The sequence below is a fragment of the Sphingobium sp. TomTYG72 genome, assembly GCF_055394715.1.
The window spans coordinates 1,522,921-1,537,250 of sequence record NZ_AP027336.1 but is presented as its reverse complement, the minus strand read 5'-3'; the positions used below and the strand labels follow the sequence as shown (position 1 = coordinate 1,537,250).

Here is a 14,330-nt window from a genome sequence, read left to right as displayed (position 1 = left end):
GCCTTCACAGTCGCAGGGCCTAGTGATTAACATAGTTCCTTAAAAAACTCTCTAATGTCTCGGCCACATATCCCAGATGGAGTTCGCCCAAGCCGGGATAAAGGCCGATCCAGAAAGTCCTCTCCGTCACGAAGTCGGCGTTGTCCAGCGAACCAGAAACCCGATAGTTGCGTCCGCGCATATAGGGTTGCCTGATCAAGTTACCCCCAAATAAGAGACGCGTACCGACGCGGTGCGTATCGAGGTGCCGCACCAGATCATCACGAGTAAAGGGGGCGCCTTCGCGAATGGAAATGGGATATCCAAACCACGAAGGCTCGCTATTCGGCGTGGATTCCGGGAGGATGAAGGCGTCCTCAAACGGCTTCAGAAGCTGCGTCAGCAGATTAAAATTGCGCTGCCTCGCTGCGATGAAGCCGTCAAGTCGGTCAAGCTGGGCCAAGCCGACGGCAGCCTGCATGTCCGTAATCTTGAGATTATAGCCGCAGTGGCTGTAGGTATATTTGTGATCATAGCCCATCGGCAGATCGCCGAGCTTGCGGCAGAAGCGCTTGCCACACGTGTTATCCATGCCCGGCGCACACCAGCAGTCCCGGCCCCAGTCGCGCATGGATTCGATGACCCGCTTGAGCCGAGGCTTGTCCGTGAAGACCGCGCCACCTTCACCCATGGTGATATGATGGGCGGGGTAGAAGCTCAATGTGCCGATGTCTCCAAACGTACCGACATTCCGCCCGTCATAGGTTGCGCCTAGGGCGTCGCAGCAATCTTCTACCACCCACAGATTATATTTCTCCGCGACCCGCATCACTTCGCCAAGATCGAAGGGATTGCCGAGCGTATGGGCAATCATGATGGCCCGCGTACGGTCGGAAACCGCGGCCTCGATCGCGTCAGGCTTGATGTTGTAGGTTGGGATATCGACATCGACAAACACCGGCACCAGCCCATATTGGAGCGCTGGGTTGACGGTGGTCGGAAAGCCGGTCGCAACCGTGATCACTTCATCACCCGGTTTGAGCGCGTCTCGCCTCAGATAATGGGAGCAGAGGGACGACAGTGCCAGAAGGTTGGCTGAGGATCCCGAATTGGTCGTCAATGCATGTTGCACACCGATCCGAGCCGCCAACCTGTCCTCGAATGCGGCGTTGAAGCGGCCAGTCGTCAGCCAGAAATCCAGAGAGGAATCGACCAGCGCCTGCATGTCCTCTGCGCCGTAAACCTTGCCCGATACAGGCACGGCGCTTTCCCCCGGTACGAAGGTCTTGGGAGCATGGTGGCGGCGGGCATATTCCCCAACGAGATCCAGGATGAGGTGGCGCAGCTGCGCCTCGTCCGATTGTTCGGCAAGAGCCTGTAGCTGTGCGGCGCCAGGAATATCGTTCACGCCCATTGATCCTCGCTTAATTCCGCGGCACAGCGCGCCATATACTCGTCGATTTGCTGCAAACTGATTTCGCGGGCGTCCCCCCCGCGTTCCACATGCTTATGCCAATCTACTATTTTGGTTAACGCTTCGTTTAGCCTGAGCCTGGGCTTCCAGCCCAGTTCGCTACGTGCCTTGCTGGAATCGAGCTTCAACAGGGTGGCCTCGTGCGGTTGAGAAACGGAAGGCTGGCCCCAACCGCTGGATGAGCCCCAAGCTGTGAGCATCTTATCGACGATCCAGCTCACCGGGCGTGTGTCGTCCTCAGAAGGGCCAAAATTCCAAGCTGTCGCTGCCTCGTCCAGGCCTTGAAGCAACTGGGTTCCGATCAACAGATAGCCCGACAATGCCTCCAGAACATGTTGCCAAGGACGGATCGAAGCCGGATTGCGGATCATCGGCTGATCGCCCGCGATAAGGGCGCGTATGATATCGGGAACAAGGCGATCTTCCGCCCAATCCCCCCCGCCGATCACATTGCCTGCACGGGCAGAGGCTATCTTCGAATCCGCGGAATAGGAGCGTCTGTAGGCGGCGATGGCCAGTTCTGCCGCTCCCTTACTGCTGCTATATGGATCGTGACCGCCCATCGGATCATTCTCCCGATAAGGCCACACCCATTCGCGATTCTCATAGCATTTGTCGGTCGTGACGCAGACTATGGCACGGACATTGTCGTTGGTGCGACAGGCCTCGAGCACATGCACCGTCCCCATGACATTGGTCGCATAGGTTTCGACCGGATTGTCGTAGGAATAGCGTACCAAAGGCTGAGCGGCGAGGTGGAACACGACTTCCGGTCGCACGGCTTCGATCGCATCCGACACCGCCTGCATGTTGCGGACGTCGCCCTCAACATGGCCAACCAGACCAGCCAGACACGTCTGTTCGAAGAAGCTAGGTTGCGTCGGCGGGGGCAGTGAAAAGCCTGTGACATGAGCGCCCAGTCGATGCAACCAGAGCGACAGCCAGCCGCCTTTGAACCCGGTATGGCCGGTGACCAGCACGCGCCGACCCGCCCAGGAAGAGGCTTTCACCAGCTTTTCCAAGGCGCACCCTGCTGCCAAAGCGATTCGAGGTAGACCTTGTCACGCAAGGTATCCATCGGGTGCCAAAAGCCTTCGTGGCGATAGGCAACTAGTTCGCCAGCGGCGGCAAGATGCTCGAGCGGTTTCTGTTCCCATATCGTTTCCGGGCCATCTATCAATTCGATGACCGATGGATCCGCGACGAAAAAACCGCCATTGATCAGTCCGCCGTCTCCCGCAGGCTTTTCCCTAAAACTGCGAACGAACTCGCCGTCGAATTCAATCGCACCAAAGCGGCCGGGCGGGGCGACCGCTGTGATCGTTGCGCTTTTTCCATGGCTCCGGTGGAAAGCGATGAGACCGGCGATATCGATATCGGCAACACCATCACCATAGGTCAAGCAGAATGGCTGGCCTTCTGTGAGGTGATTGGCGATCGCCTTGAGGCGCCCCCCTGTTTGGGTATCAGCACCAGTATCGACTAAGGTTATTCGCCAAGGCTCACTCCAATTTTGATGAACCTCGATATTATTATTCTTTAAGTCGATTGTTACGTCGGTAGTATGGAGGAAGTAATTGGCGAAATATTCCTTTATCATATAGCCTTTGTAGCCGAGGCAGACGATGAAATCGTTCACGCCCGCAGCCGAATAGATCTTCATGATGTGCCAGATGATCGGCATCCCGCCGATTTCTACCATGGGCTTCGGACGGACGGAGGTTTCCTCACCCAGCCGCGTGCCCAATCCCCCGGCAAGAATGACTGCCTGCATCAAATTACCCCTAGCGATGCCGCCTCAACATGTGGCCCCATCCCAACCCGTTTAATATTTTTATTAGCGGTGCGTTATGTATTCCGCCACCGGAATTCTTTTGTTGCCCATGCGCCCTGATGCAAGCAGGCCGCCTGCTGCTGGTCAAGATGTTTCAAAGTGTCTGACTCTCCAGGGTTGGTCCCAGCACCGTTTTGTTTCGGGGCCGATAACGCTCGTGGGATGGGGTCTGATAATGGCCGGTAAGGCGTTGAGCAGCGTAAAGTAAGTTGCCCTACTGGAATCCTTCGAAACACCGGGAATCTGATAAATGGAGGTCGCCATGTTGCATTGCACACGAGGAGGAATTTGATTGACAATGGCGCGCACGATTTCAAACTCGCCGGTGACAAAACCTATTATCAACACTCCAGCCAGCACTGCTACGGCTCGATGGTCAGCCGAACTGATTGCCGGTCGGTCAAATGCTCGTGCGACTTGAAAAGACAGGATTGCGAGCGCGGGGATGGAAACCCGCATGGTGAAATCCATGCCGTCGCCCAGTTGTATCCAGGGCAAGAACAGAAGGCAGACGGCGACTAAAAGTAAAGTGCCCCGTTCGCCCGCGCTGACGCGGCCGATAAAGGCAGCGCCAGCCAGAAATGGTACGACTTCAAGCAATTCGAAAACCACATACAACATAGGTGGCAATGACATGAAACGCAGGCCGACCGCGCTGCTGCCGGCACCGAGATAGAGGATTGCGGGCAAAGCTAGCAACGTAGCGATTCCTGGTAGGACTATGTCCTTTACCCTTAGTTCGCGCCTCCACAAAGTCACAATACCGGCATAGGCTGCGAAGGGAAGGGTGCCCATAACGCCGAGCGGCGACATCAACATCAGGAATGGCACCGGCACGTACATCTGGCCCAGCGTAATCCGCTTCTCACGCCAAAGAAGAAACAGGATGGCTCCGCACCAGCCGGACAGTGCGTGCATCGGAACCCAAAAAGCTTGGGTGATGTGTGAGGAATATTGGATCAACGCCCACTGTTCGATGTGGTTAGGAAACGGCTGGCCCAGGATGCGTGAGTGCAACCATTGGCCGATAACATCCATTCCGCTGAAGAATACTATTATCACTAGGGCACGAACGCGGGAGCGCCTGCTCGTGAAAAGCATCGATCCAAGTCCAAGAAGAAGTGCCAAAAGCACGCTGTTCTGGAACAGAAGCGCCAGATTCGCCTCGCTGGCACCAAGCGCCTTGCCAGCGACGGCGGGCAACAGATACATGCCCAGCGGGGCGCGCAGAAGTTCTATCGGACCATCGAACTTATAGGCGAAGGGCCAAGGATAGACGATGAGGTCGCGCAAAAGGGAATCGCGCACCTGCCAGTCGTAATTGGCATAGAAAAATCGCCCTTCGCCACCAAGCACGAAAATTACAAGAGCGACCAACGCCAACAGCGACAACCTGCGTAAGCTGAGAGCCTGCTGATCGACGACCGATGTCGCAAGGGTATGGATTGGCCGATCTTTCGCAACGGACCATGCCGTGATTCCGACCAGCAAGATGGCGAGCGCATAGAGCCACCCAGGCATAACATTCAGAAATCGCCAGAGCAGAAGATTCTGCAGTGCCAATATCGCCAATATGATAGCAATTATAGGCCCAGGGCCAAACCGGACCGAGCTGGCTCCGGCACGCAACTTTGACAGGTGGCTTATAGTTCTGTTCGCGAGGTTTGCCGGATGTGCGGCATGTTTCCCACGCTCATACTCGGCTTGCAAGCTCGTCATTGAGTTACTTGGCCCTCCTGTTACACCGGCCGTTCTTGGCGGATTGGCTGAAGCTGTCAGACGCCGTGATGCGAATCAATTCCATGTCGATATTCACATCGACGCCTTAAGAAATCATACAGAGAATAGCCGCAGCATCTCTATTTGTTGAGTAACTGAAAAGAATGTCAGCACGGCCAGCCATGACTGGTAGCGAAACTGCTCCCACGCCTGCTTCGGCTCGCGCAGGCTGAAGTCGCCGATGAGGTCATTGAGTTTGCCGATGCGCAAGATGTCGGACGCACAAGGGGCTTGGCCTTTGACAGATAAATGTCAGCACCTATTGGATGTGCTGGCGGAACCAATCAGCCATCTCTACCTCTGACAGTTCGCCGCCAGCGAGCGCAACAAAGGCCACCACCAACTCGGCATCCGTGGCGGTCAACTCGTATCCGTTGAGCATGAGGAAAGTTTCGCTCACCACCGCTGCGGTTCTTTTGTTACCGTCCACAAACGGATGGTTTCGCGCGATCCCGAACGCATAGGCTGCGGCTAAGTCTGCGACACCGGGTTCGCCATAACCCGCCAAGTTTACCGGGCGGGCTATAGCGCTATCAAGCAGGCCATGGTCGCGAATACCATCATTTCCGCCATGCTCCGCCACTTGCTCGGCATGTGCTGCTACGGCCACCGCGGCCGTGACCCAAATCCAGTGAAGCATGGAACTATTTGGCGAGTTCACGCAGTGCGCGTTTGCGTCGAAGCATCACTTCGCGAGCAGCGGTCATCTGGGCTTCAAAATCCGGCACAGCTGCACTTAACTCGATTCCCCGGGAAGTAGTCACCAGTGAGAGCGTTTCGCCCACCTGGACATTAAGGTGCGCCAGAACATCGCGGGGCAGGATGACACCTGCGCTGTTTCCAATTTTCGTGATTTTAAGAGCGCTGTTCATACGGTAGTTATAACAGAAGTGGATGTGGGAAAGCAAGTGGCGGCAAATCGGAAATCTCTCCAGTGGCAATGTCTTGATCTGCAGTATCTCGCTTCCCGGCAGGTGCGCTTAGCTCAGCTTGTTGATGGACTCCCGCATATGGTCTACGCTGACGCCGGACTAGCGCTGCACCATCCGTAGCGACTTCCAGCCACCCATGTTCATGATGGTGATGAGGTCGATGCCCGCCATTACGCAGTGGGACGCCGAGTGATGCCGCCAGTCATGGACGGTAAAATCCTCGATCTCCGCGCGTTCGCATGCGGGTTCCTGATCGGGTTCCCGCCGGGAACGCTCGCCTTGCGCGTGTCCGAATAAGGTTTGCCAAACCGATTGAGAAAGACATGGCCAGACGAAACGCAGGGGAAAGCCCGTGCCGAAAAGATGATCGACAACGGTGGTGACATAATTGTCAAAGGCGGACGACCAGACAGCCAGATCGAAATCAGCCCGAACGCTGTTGAGGAAATCGGTGAGATAGGGCCGCCGATAGACATGGTAGCCGAAGACTTGGAAGTCCGCCGGGCGGTCGAGCGCTTCCTCTCTGGCATGGATCAGCGTCTCATCCAGATCGAGGATGAGCAAGGGCCGGTCGAGGTCTGGCGCTTCCCTGTCCATTGAAGTTGCGTAGCCAATTTGACCCAAGGATATAGACTTACCGCCCAGCGTGCGGGCGGTGGTGGCCCGACCCGGCTGCTTCGCGGCGATATGGGTTATCGTTATAGGACGTCCATTCCGCCGCTCATTGGACGCCGCCAGTTCTTATTCTGCAACCTTACATGTAAAGGCGCGGGAACAATATTTCCAACGTGTCACTGGGAAAGCGGAGCGAAACCGGCCCTTTCGGTTTCTCGGAGGCGAGCAGCCCCTCGTCGGTCAGTTGCTTGAGGACCCGGCGGGCAGAACGCTCAGGCAATTGCGTGATCCGTTCCGCCTCGCCCCTGTCAAATTCTCCGCGGATCAGCGCTTCCTGCAGAAGGCGGCTGCTCTCTTTTGGCAGTGTCGGGCTGAGCGCAACATATCGATCGAGCCGTTTCGCCAATACGTCCAGCTCGAACAGGCTCGACATGTAGGTCAATTGATCGAGGCACACTTTGAGGAACCAGGTCGTAAAAAGCTCCAATCCCTTCAGTGACAGATGCCCGCGACCATCACGCTCCCCCTGCCGGACCTCGTCCGCCCAGGCCATATGCCTCTTATATTCGCTGCGCCCATCAAGCCCCGGCTCCAGCCCACGCGCCAATCCGCGAGAAATGGACCACAGGCCATGGGCGCCGATACCAGCCTTATGGGCCATGGCGTGGCTCATAAGGCGGCTGACCCGGCCGTTGCCATCTGGGAAAGGGTGAATCCAGTTGAAGCGATGATGTGCAGTCGCCATGGCAAGGACGCGTTTCGCCTTTCCAGGACCGACTCCCTGTAGAACTCGTCCGGGGGCAGGCTCAAAGGCGAAGCGCAGATTGAAATAATCCATGAAGGCGGGCACGCACCGGCTGCTCGGCGGCAGGTGCCGACCGATCTCGACATCCTGATCAGGCCCCGCCCGCCATTCCCCGGGCGTCATCACGAAGGATTGATCGCCATTGCGTATGGTCAGCATCTCGGCTGATGCATCCGCATAGAATTGCCGGTGTAGTTCGCGAATATAGTAAGGATCGGCAGGGTCGGGGAGAGTGCCCGTGGCCGCCTGCCGGTCGATATGTTCCTGCAGGCGATAGTGGGCTACGGCTTCCTGCTGGAGATCGCGCTGCCCTTCGTCCCTTGCGCCCCCCAGTGCTCGCTCGATGTCGCGCGGACGTGTGTTGTGGCCTTCGATCAGATTGCTGTAATAGGTGTTCATCAGCCGTACGAGGTTGGCCAGGTTAGAAGCGGTCGTAGGATGGAGCGATCGCCCAAGGCGCTCTGCGTTGGCCGCTACCTCGGCAATCAGATCGGGCAAGTCTCCATTTAACGTATCGATCCGCGCAGGCTCGATGCGGCTAGGGCTTTCATCAGGCTGTTCAGCGATCATCTGGCCGATCTTAGCAAGCGTAAGAAATCAAGGCAACTGTCGGGATTTTGGGGTCTAAGGCTTTGCACCCTCCCTTTTTGGCCGATCATTTGGCCGATCTAATGGCCGGCCTACAGCCGGGTCTAGTAACTGGACAGATTCTTGAAATGTTCGTGGCCCTGTCCCGCCCACAGAAAACCTCTCTCATCGAATTTCTAGTCCCGATCGCATGGGTGTGTCAGCGGAAGGTACCTGCGGACCGGCTGTATAACCGCTGGGAATGGAAGGAGTTCGGCTATTCGCAAGGGTGAGATAGGAAGCGAGGGGAGACAGATCGAGAATTCTCTCCGATGGCAATGCCTTGATCTGCGGTATCTCGCTTCCCCAACGGGTGCGCTTAGCTCAACTTGTTGATGGATTCGCGCATATGATCCACGCTGACGCTGGAATAGCGCTGGACCATCCGCAGCGACTTCCAGCCACCCATGTTCATGATGGTGATGAGGTCGATCCCCGCCATCACGCAGTGTGAAGCCCAGTGATGGCGCCAGTCATGGACGGTGAAATCCTCGATCCCGGCGCGCGTGCATGCGGTCGCATGCTGGTTCTTGATCGGGTTGCCACCGGGGATCTTCGCCTTGCGCGTGTCCGAATAGGGTTTGCCAAACCGGTTGAGGAAGACATGGCCATTTGTCGGCTGTCCTCGTTTTTCCCAGATCGGGCGAAGCACATCGAACACGCGAGAATGCATCGGCACCGATTTGATGACAGCGTTCTTGCTGTGGTTGAGCCGGATCGATCTCTCTTTCATATCGACCCCATCGACGCCCCACGGAATCTGCAATGCCGTCTGGATCCGCGGACCCTGGAAAGCCAGCATGGTGATGATTGGCTGGATGTGCGGTGAATAGGCCGCGATCAGTCGATCGCGATCCTCCTTGCTCAGGAAGCGCACCCGCTCATTGTTGAACGGGATCGCCTTGATCCGGAGCGGTGGAAGGTCATGCAGATCGTGATGGACATTGATCGCTGCCTGGAAAACCGAGCGATAGCGGTCCTGACCGCCCGGATCATGGCCGGTCAGGTAAGCCCGGCGAAAATGCTCCCACGCCTGCTTCGGCTCGCGCAGGCTGAAGTCGCCAATGAGACCATTGAGTTTGCCGATGCGCAAGATGTCGGATGCGCAAGGAGGCTTGGCCTTTGACAGATAGCTGTTGAAGGCATCGGCGATAGTTCCTTGAGCGACGAGCGCAGCGGGGCCGAACATGAGTTGGTGGCGCAGCTTCGTTTCATGTTCTGCCATCAGATGAGCTGCGGCGTCGCGGTCGGTTGTCCTTAGGCTGAACTCCTGTACCTCGATATGCTTGTCGCCAAGCGATACCGAGCCTCGCATATGATATATGCCTTTCTTCCCACGGGGACGGATTGAGAGCATGTGGTCTTTTCCAATCGCATGTGATTTCGCGCCTCCGCCGCACGGATTTTATCCGCATTCCTGAACGTGGGGCACGCCATGTTTCGTGAAGGTCTGGCGCATTCCGGTGCATGCCCGGCGGTGGCCATGCCGGGCTGGTATAGAATGTTACGAGACCCGAAGGGCTTGTGTCTGTTTCGGAGGATCGCGGGCTCTATGGGAGGCGGAGCCAGCGTGTCGTCTTTTGGGTGCTGGTGAGATAGGCGGCTCTGCCGCGACACGGCATCCCTTTGCTGGCGAGAGATGCATCTTCTGGGCAACTGCCGTAACGACACGTCCTTGGGTCCGCGACGACGCATTATGAGGCTTCGCGAGACCATGTCGGCGAAGCGCTAGCGAATCGGAATCTCGGTGGGTTCGCCCGCCATTTTCATGCCCAAAATTTGCCGAAAGGAGGGCGGATACACCCCAAATTTGCCCAAAAATGCCCTGGGCACGGCAGCGGATCCCATCTCCGTCAGGCAAACAAAAACCCCGCCAAACCGTTGATTTGACGGGGTTTTCGATGGTGGGCGTGGCAAGGATTGAACTTGCGACCCCTGCGATGTCAACACAGTGCTCTACCACTGAGCTACACGCCCACGGGAGTTGCGCCAATAGCGGGGGGTGGTGGGGTGTGCAAGCGCGAAATTCGCTTAAATGCTAATTCTCTGGACAGGGTGCGCGCAGCCCATATTGTGCGCCGAAAGAGCGGCGGGCCGGAGGCGCATGAAGGACATCCACAACGCAGCGGACGGAGCAGCCGCGCCGCTGCCCTTTTACCGGCAGCTTTACGTGCAGGTGCTCGCCGCCATCGCGATCGGGGTACTGATCGGCCATTTCTTCCCGCAAACGGGCGTTGCGCTCCAGCCCCTCGGCGACGCCTTCATCAAGCTGGTGAAGATGATCATCGCGCCGGTCATCTTCCTTACCATTGTGACGGGCATCGCGGGCATGAAGGAATTGGGCGCGATCGGGCGGGTGGCGGCGAAGGCATTCGCTTACTTCCTCACCTTTTCCACCCTTGCGTTGATCGTCGGCCTGATCGTCGCCAATGTCGTGCATCCGGGCGCGGGGCTGAACATCGACCCGGCGACGCTCGACGCGGGCAAGGTCGCGGAATATCAGCAGCAGGCGCATGACCGGTCGCTCATCGGCTTCCTCATGGACATCATCCCCGCCACGCTGATCTCGGCCGTCGCGGATGGCCACAACATCCTTCAGGTGCTGTTCGTGGCCATATTGTTCGGCATCGCCCTGACCCTGATCGGTGACAAGGCGGACCCGCTGATGCAGGTTCTGGATTCGGCCAGCCACGCGATCTTCAGGCTGGTGGCGATCCTCATGAAGGCCGCCCCCGTTGGGGCACTCGGCGCCATGGCGTTCACCATCGGCAAATATGGCGTAGGCGCTCTTGCGAACCTAGCGGAGCTGGTCGCGACCTTCTATCTCACCTCATTGCTGTTCGTGTTGGTCGTGCTGGGACTTGTCGCCAAACTGGTCGGCTTCAACATCCTGCACCTCATCCGCTATCTGAAGGCCGAACTGCTGCTGGTACTCGGCACCTCCTCATCGGAAGCCGCGCTGCCGAGCCTTATCGAGAAAATGGAGCGGGCAGGGTGCCGCAAGTCCGTGGTCGGGCTGGTCGTGCCGACGGGGTACAGCTTCAACCTCGACGGCACCAACATCTACATGACGCTGGCGGCGCTGTTCATAGCGCAAGCGACCAACGTCCATTTGAGCATCGGCGACCAGATCTTGCTGCTGCTGGTCGCCATGCTGTCGAGCAAGGGCGCGGCGGGCGTCACGGGCGCGGGCTTTATCACGCTCGCCGCCACGCTCTCGATCGTCCCGTCCGTGCCGGTCGCGGGCATGACCCTGATCCTCGGCGTCGATCGGTTCATGAGCGAATGCCGCAGCCTCACCAACTTCATCGGCAATGCAGTCGCGACGGTGGTCGTGTCGGCGTGGGAGAAGGGGCTCGACCGCGATCGATTCGCGGCTGCCATGGCGGGCAGGCCATTGCCTCCGACGCCCGATATGGAAGAAGTCGTCCCCGGCTAAGCGGCGTTCAGTTTAGCTCGCTCATGCTCGTGCTGCCGAAAAGCCGGTCGATCTCCAGCACCAGATCGCGCAGGTGGAAGGGCTTGGACAGCACCTTGGCCTGCGGCACCGCTTTCCCCGCCTTCAACGTCACGGCGGCAAAGCCCGTGATGAACATGATCCGCATGTCCGGCGCGACTGTGGCCGCATGCTGGGCAAGTTCGATGCCGTCCATCTCCGGCATGACGATATCCGTCAGCAGCAGGTCGAAATGATCGTCGTCGATATGCGGCACGGCCTGCGCGCCGGTGGCGACCGCCACCACCTCATATCCCGACCGCTCCAGCGCGCGGGCGAGATAGACGCGCATGCTGTCATCATCCTCGGCCAGCAAAATTCGAACCATCGCTTGGATCAATCTCGTCTCTGGCCGGTGTCGGCCAATCTCGTGCGGCACCCCTCGCGGGTGGCGCTGCATGCCATTATATGCGACAACCAGCATATATATCCAGCCGGGTAACCATTTTTGCCGCGCCCTGTGGAAGGAGATGATTTGAGTTATTCCGCACCGCGCGCTCCGGCCCAATCCACAGCCTCTCATGATCTCTACGGACCGGACCGCCCGATCGCCCCGGTGGTTATTTCGGTGCCCCATGCCGGGCGCGAATATGCTCCGGCTCTGCTGGGCAGCGCCAGAGTCGCGCCGGACATATTGCGACGGCTGGAGGATCGCTGGGCCGACCTGCTGGCCCATCCGTTGATTGAGCGAGGCTATCATGTGCTTGTCGCGCGCACGCCCCGCGCGATGATCGACCTCAATCGCCATGAACGGGAAATCGATCCCGCGATGGTGACGGGCCTGCCCCGTGACGTCCCCCTTCAGAGCAGCGCAAAGCTGCGTGGCGGCCTGGGCCTTCTACCCCGTCGCCTGCCAGGCGCCTATGAACTGTGGCAGCGGCCCATCGGATGGGACGAAGTCCGTCGCCGGATCGACACGATCCACCGGCCCTACCATGACGCATTGACGCGGATGATGCGCGCGGCGCGCGAAGTCCATGGCCACGCCGTGCTGATCGATCTCCATTCGATGCCGCCGCTCCCCGCTGCCGCTGCCGGACAGCCTGCGCCCAGCGTGGTGCTGGGGGATCGCTTCGGCCGGGCTGCGTCGGCGCGGCTCATGACGCTGGCGGCCGATGTGCTGGAGGGGCATGGGCTGACGGTGGCGCAGAACCATCCCTATGCGGGCGACCATATGATCGAACGCCATGGGCATCCGGCCCACGACTTCTACGCCTTGCAGGTGGAGGTCGACCGCAGCCTTTATCTCGATGCCGCATTGGACAACCCCGGCCCCGGCCTGCCAAGGGTTCAGACGGCCATCAGATCCCTGATCGACGCGCTGGCCAGCGAAGCGCCGCGCGCCGCCTATCCACTCGCCGCGGAATAGCCGCATATGCAAAAGGCCGGGGCGCTGCCTGCACCCCGGCCTTCGCTTGATACCGCTATGCGCGCATCATTCCAGATGCTGATCAGGCAACGCGTGCGTGGGCCTTGAACCCCAAAGGGCATAGAAGAGGATGTAGAGTTCGCAGGCGGCCGTCAGCAGGAAGCTGTTCTGCAAGCCGTAATTGTCGGCGAGCCATCCCTGCACCACCACCAGCGACCCGCCAGCGATTGCCATGATCAGCAGGCCCGAACCCTCTTCGGTCAACGGCCCCAGCCCACGGATGCCCAGGGTGAAGATGGTCGGAAACATGATCGAATGGCCCAGGCCCACCAGGATCAGCGCCCACATGGCGACCGCCCCCTGGCTGAAGACCGCGACCAGCATCACGATGAACGACCCCGTGGCGAAGGCGGCAAGAACCTTGCCCGCGTCCACCTTCTGCATGATCGCCGATCCGACGAAGCGACCGACCATCATGCCACCCCACAGGAAAGTGAGATAACGTCCCGCCTGCTCATGGGTCAGGTTGGCGATGTCAGGCTGGCTGACGAAGTTGACGAAAAGGTTGGCGACGCCGATCTCCGCGATCAGGTAAATGAAGATGGCGGGGATGCCGAACACCAGGTTGCGATGCGCCCAGAGCGAGTGGTTCTTGCGCTCCTCCTTCGCCAGACGCGAGGTGGACGAACCCATGGCGGGCAGGGGAAAGCGAGCGATCACGATCGCCAGCACCAGCAGGACCGCAGCAACCAGCCCGTAGGGCAGGATCACCGATTGCGCATCGGCCAACCGTTCCGCCTGGGTCAGGACGACGTCCGCGCTCGCCGTGCCGCCCTTTGATCGGCCAAGGATCAGATAGGCGCCGAACAGCGGAGCGAGCATCGTACCAGCCGAGTTCATCGCCTGCACCAGATTGAGGCGTGACGACGCTGTCTCCGGCTTGCCGACGACCGCCACATAGGGATTGGCAGCAACCTGCAACAGCGTGATGCCGCTGGCGATGATGAACAGCATGGCCAAGGTGACGCCATAGGATGGCAGGCTGGCCGCCAGCATCATGCCCAGCGACCCCGCCGCCATGATCAGCAGGCCGATCACTAGCGCCTTTTGATAGCCGACGCGTTCGATCAGCTTGGCTGAGGGGATGGATGCCACGAAGTAGGCAATGAACCAGACGGACTCGATCAAGGTTGTCTGGGTATAGTTCAGTTCGAACACGCTGCGCAGATGCGGCAGCAACGTGTTGTTGATGACGGTGATGAAGCCCCACATGAAGAACAGGCTGGCCAGCAGCGTCAGGGCAGGCCCGTACCGGGTGGCGGGGTGGTCGCCCGCCGTCAGAGTGGCTGATGATGAGGGAGGTGCAGGCATTCATCTTCTCCAACAGGCGCCAACAGGCTTGTGCTGCTTCAATTTGTCC

Annotated in this window: 14 protein-coding genes and 1 tRNA gene; 2 read left to right on the top strand and 13 right to left on the bottom strand. The window is 58.9% G+C overall.

The window, feature by feature from the left end; all coding sequences use genetic code 11:
• Positions 1–19 precede the first annotated feature (19 nt).
• The 11 genes from rfbH to ACZ5U1_RS07665 form a co-directional block, all read right to left on the bottom strand.
• Positions 20–1,387 carry a lipopolysaccharide biosynthesis protein RfbH gene (rfbH, locus tag ACZ5U1_RS07715; RefSeq protein WP_464777895.1) on the bottom strand — a complete coding sequence of 456 codons (1,368 nt, stop codon included), beginning with the start codon at positions 1,385–1,387 and terminating at the stop codon, positions 20–22.
• Positions 1,384–2,463, bottom strand: coding sequence for a CDP-glucose 4,6-dehydratase (gene rfbG / locus ACZ5U1_RS07710; protein ID WP_464777894.1), 1,080 nt, complete (start codon positions 2,461–2,463; stop codon positions 1,384–1,386). The genes rfbH and rfbG overlap by 4 nt, the downstream gene beginning before the upstream one ends.
• Positions 2,460–3,227 (bottom strand): glucose-1-phosphate cytidylyltransferase, encoded by a 768-nt coding sequence (gene rfbF, locus ACZ5U1_RS07705; RefSeq protein ID WP_464777893.1) that lies wholly within the window; start codon positions 3,225–3,227, stop codon positions 2,460–2,462. The genes rfbG and rfbF overlap by 4 nt, the downstream gene beginning before the upstream one ends.
• A gap of 144 nt (positions 3,228–3,371) precedes the next feature.
• Positions 3,372–4,850 (bottom strand): hypothetical protein, encoded by a 1,479-nt coding sequence (locus ACZ5U1_RS07700; RefSeq protein WP_464777892.1) that lies wholly within the window; start codon positions 4,848–4,850, stop codon positions 3,372–3,374.
• A 270-nt stretch (positions 4,851–5,120) separates the two neighbouring features.
• A complete protein-coding gene (locus ACZ5U1_RS07695; RefSeq protein WP_464777891.1) occupies positions 5,121–5,276 on the bottom strand; it encodes a hypothetical protein in 156 nt (51 codons plus the stop codon).
• Between the two features lie 49 nt (positions 5,277–5,325).
• Positions 5,326–5,706 (bottom strand): type II toxin-antitoxin system death-on-curing family toxin, encoded by a 381-nt coding sequence (locus tag ACZ5U1_RS07690; RefSeq protein WP_464779993.1) that lies wholly within the window; start codon positions 5,704–5,706, stop codon positions 5,326–5,328.
• A gap of 4 nt (positions 5,707–5,710) precedes the next feature.
• Positions 5,711–5,938, bottom strand: coding sequence for an AbrB/MazE/SpoVT family DNA-binding domain-containing protein (locus ACZ5U1_RS07685; protein WP_464777890.1), 228 nt, complete (start codon positions 5,936–5,938; stop codon positions 5,711–5,713).
• A 159-nt stretch (positions 5,939–6,097) separates the two neighbouring features.
• The gene (locus ACZ5U1_RS07680) at positions 6,098–6,595 is read right to left on the bottom strand and encodes an NIF family HAD-type phosphatase (RefSeq protein ID WP_464777889.1); all 498 of its coding nucleotides are present in this window, start codon (positions 6,593–6,595) and stop codon (positions 6,098–6,100) included.
• A 157-nt stretch (positions 6,596–6,752) separates the two neighbouring features.
• Positions 6,753–7,988: a Fic family protein gene (locus tag ACZ5U1_RS07675; protein WP_464777888.1), complete on the bottom strand. Its 1,236-nt coding sequence runs from the start codon at positions 7,986–7,988 to the stop codon at positions 6,753–6,755.
• Between the two features lie 376 nt (positions 7,989–8,364).
• Positions 8,365–9,402, bottom strand: coding sequence for a tyrosine-type recombinase/integrase (locus tag ACZ5U1_RS07670; protein ID WP_464777887.1), 1,038 nt, complete (start codon positions 9,400–9,402; stop codon positions 8,365–8,367).
• 545 nt (positions 9,403–9,947) lie between these two features.
• Positions 9,948–10,022, bottom strand: a tRNA-Val gene (locus ACZ5U1_RS07665).
• Between the two features lie 127 nt (positions 10,023–10,149).
• On the opposite strand from ACZ5U1_RS07665, the gene ACZ5U1_RS07660 reads away from it, so the two are divergent.
• Positions 10,150–11,484: a dicarboxylate/amino acid:cation symporter gene (locus tag ACZ5U1_RS07660; protein WP_464777886.1), complete on the top strand. Its 1,335-nt coding sequence runs from the start codon at positions 10,150–10,152 to the stop codon at positions 11,482–11,484.
• Positions 11,485–11,491: 7 nt separating this feature from the next.
• Here ACZ5U1_RS07660 and cpdR read toward each other — a convergent pair whose 3' ends face one another.
• The gene (gene cpdR, locus ACZ5U1_RS07655) at positions 11,492–11,869 is read right to left on the bottom strand and encodes a cell cycle two-component system response regulator CpdR (RefSeq protein WP_449473629.1); all 378 of its coding nucleotides are present in this window, start codon (positions 11,867–11,869) and stop codon (positions 11,492–11,494) included.
• A gap of 147 nt (positions 11,870–12,016) precedes the next feature.
• Between cpdR and ACZ5U1_RS07650 the strand changes: the two genes are divergently transcribed.
• Positions 12,017–12,910: an N-formylglutamate amidohydrolase gene (locus tag ACZ5U1_RS07650; RefSeq protein ID WP_464777885.1), complete on the top strand. Its 894-nt coding sequence runs from the start codon at positions 12,017–12,019 to the stop codon at positions 12,908–12,910.
• Positions 12,911–12,976: 66 nt separating this feature from the next.
• Here ACZ5U1_RS07650 and ACZ5U1_RS07645 read toward each other — a convergent pair whose 3' ends face one another.
• Positions 12,977–14,281, bottom strand: coding sequence for a sugar MFS transporter (locus ACZ5U1_RS07645; protein WP_464777884.1), 1,305 nt, complete (start codon positions 14,279–14,281; stop codon positions 12,977–12,979).
• Positions 14,282–14,330: the final 49 nt, after the last annotated feature.

Excerpts from the sequence above, each read along its gene's own strand:
- ACZ5U1_RS07660 (WP_464777886.1), top strand. The coding sequence starts at position 10,150 with ATGAAGGACATCCACAACGCAGCGGACGGAGCAGCCGCGCCGCTGCCC.
- ACZ5U1_RS07670 (WP_464777887.1), bottom strand. The coding sequence starts at position 9,402 with ATGCTCTCAATCCGTCCCCGTGGGAAGAAAGGCATATATCATATGCGA.
- ACZ5U1_RS07685 (WP_464777890.1), bottom strand. The coding sequence starts at position 5,938 with ATGAACAGCGCTCTTAAAATCACGAAAATTGGAAACAGCGCAGGTGTC.
- rfbF (WP_464777893.1), bottom strand. The coding sequence starts at position 3,227 with ATGCAGGCAGTCATTCTTGCCGGGGGATTGGGCACGCGGCTGGGTGAG.
- ACZ5U1_RS07680 (WP_464777889.1), bottom strand. The coding sequence starts at position 6,595 with ATGGACAGGGAAGCGCCAGACCTCGACCGGCCCTTGCTCATCCTCGAT.
- ACZ5U1_RS07675 (WP_464777888.1), bottom strand. The coding sequence starts at position 7,988 with ATGATCGCTGAACAGCCTGATGAAAGCCCTAGCCGCATCGAGCCTGCG.
- ACZ5U1_RS07645 (WP_464777884.1), bottom strand. The coding sequence starts at position 14,281 with ATGCCTGCACCTCCCTCATCATCAGCCACTCTGACGGCGGGCGACCAC.
- ACZ5U1_RS07690 (WP_464779993.1), bottom strand. The coding sequence starts at position 5,706 with ATGCTTCACTGGATTTGGGTCACGGCCGCGGTGGCCGTAGCAGCACAT.
- cpdR (WP_449473629.1), bottom strand. The coding sequence starts at position 11,869 with ATGGTTCGAATTTTGCTGGCCGAGGATGATGACAGCATGCGCGTCTAT.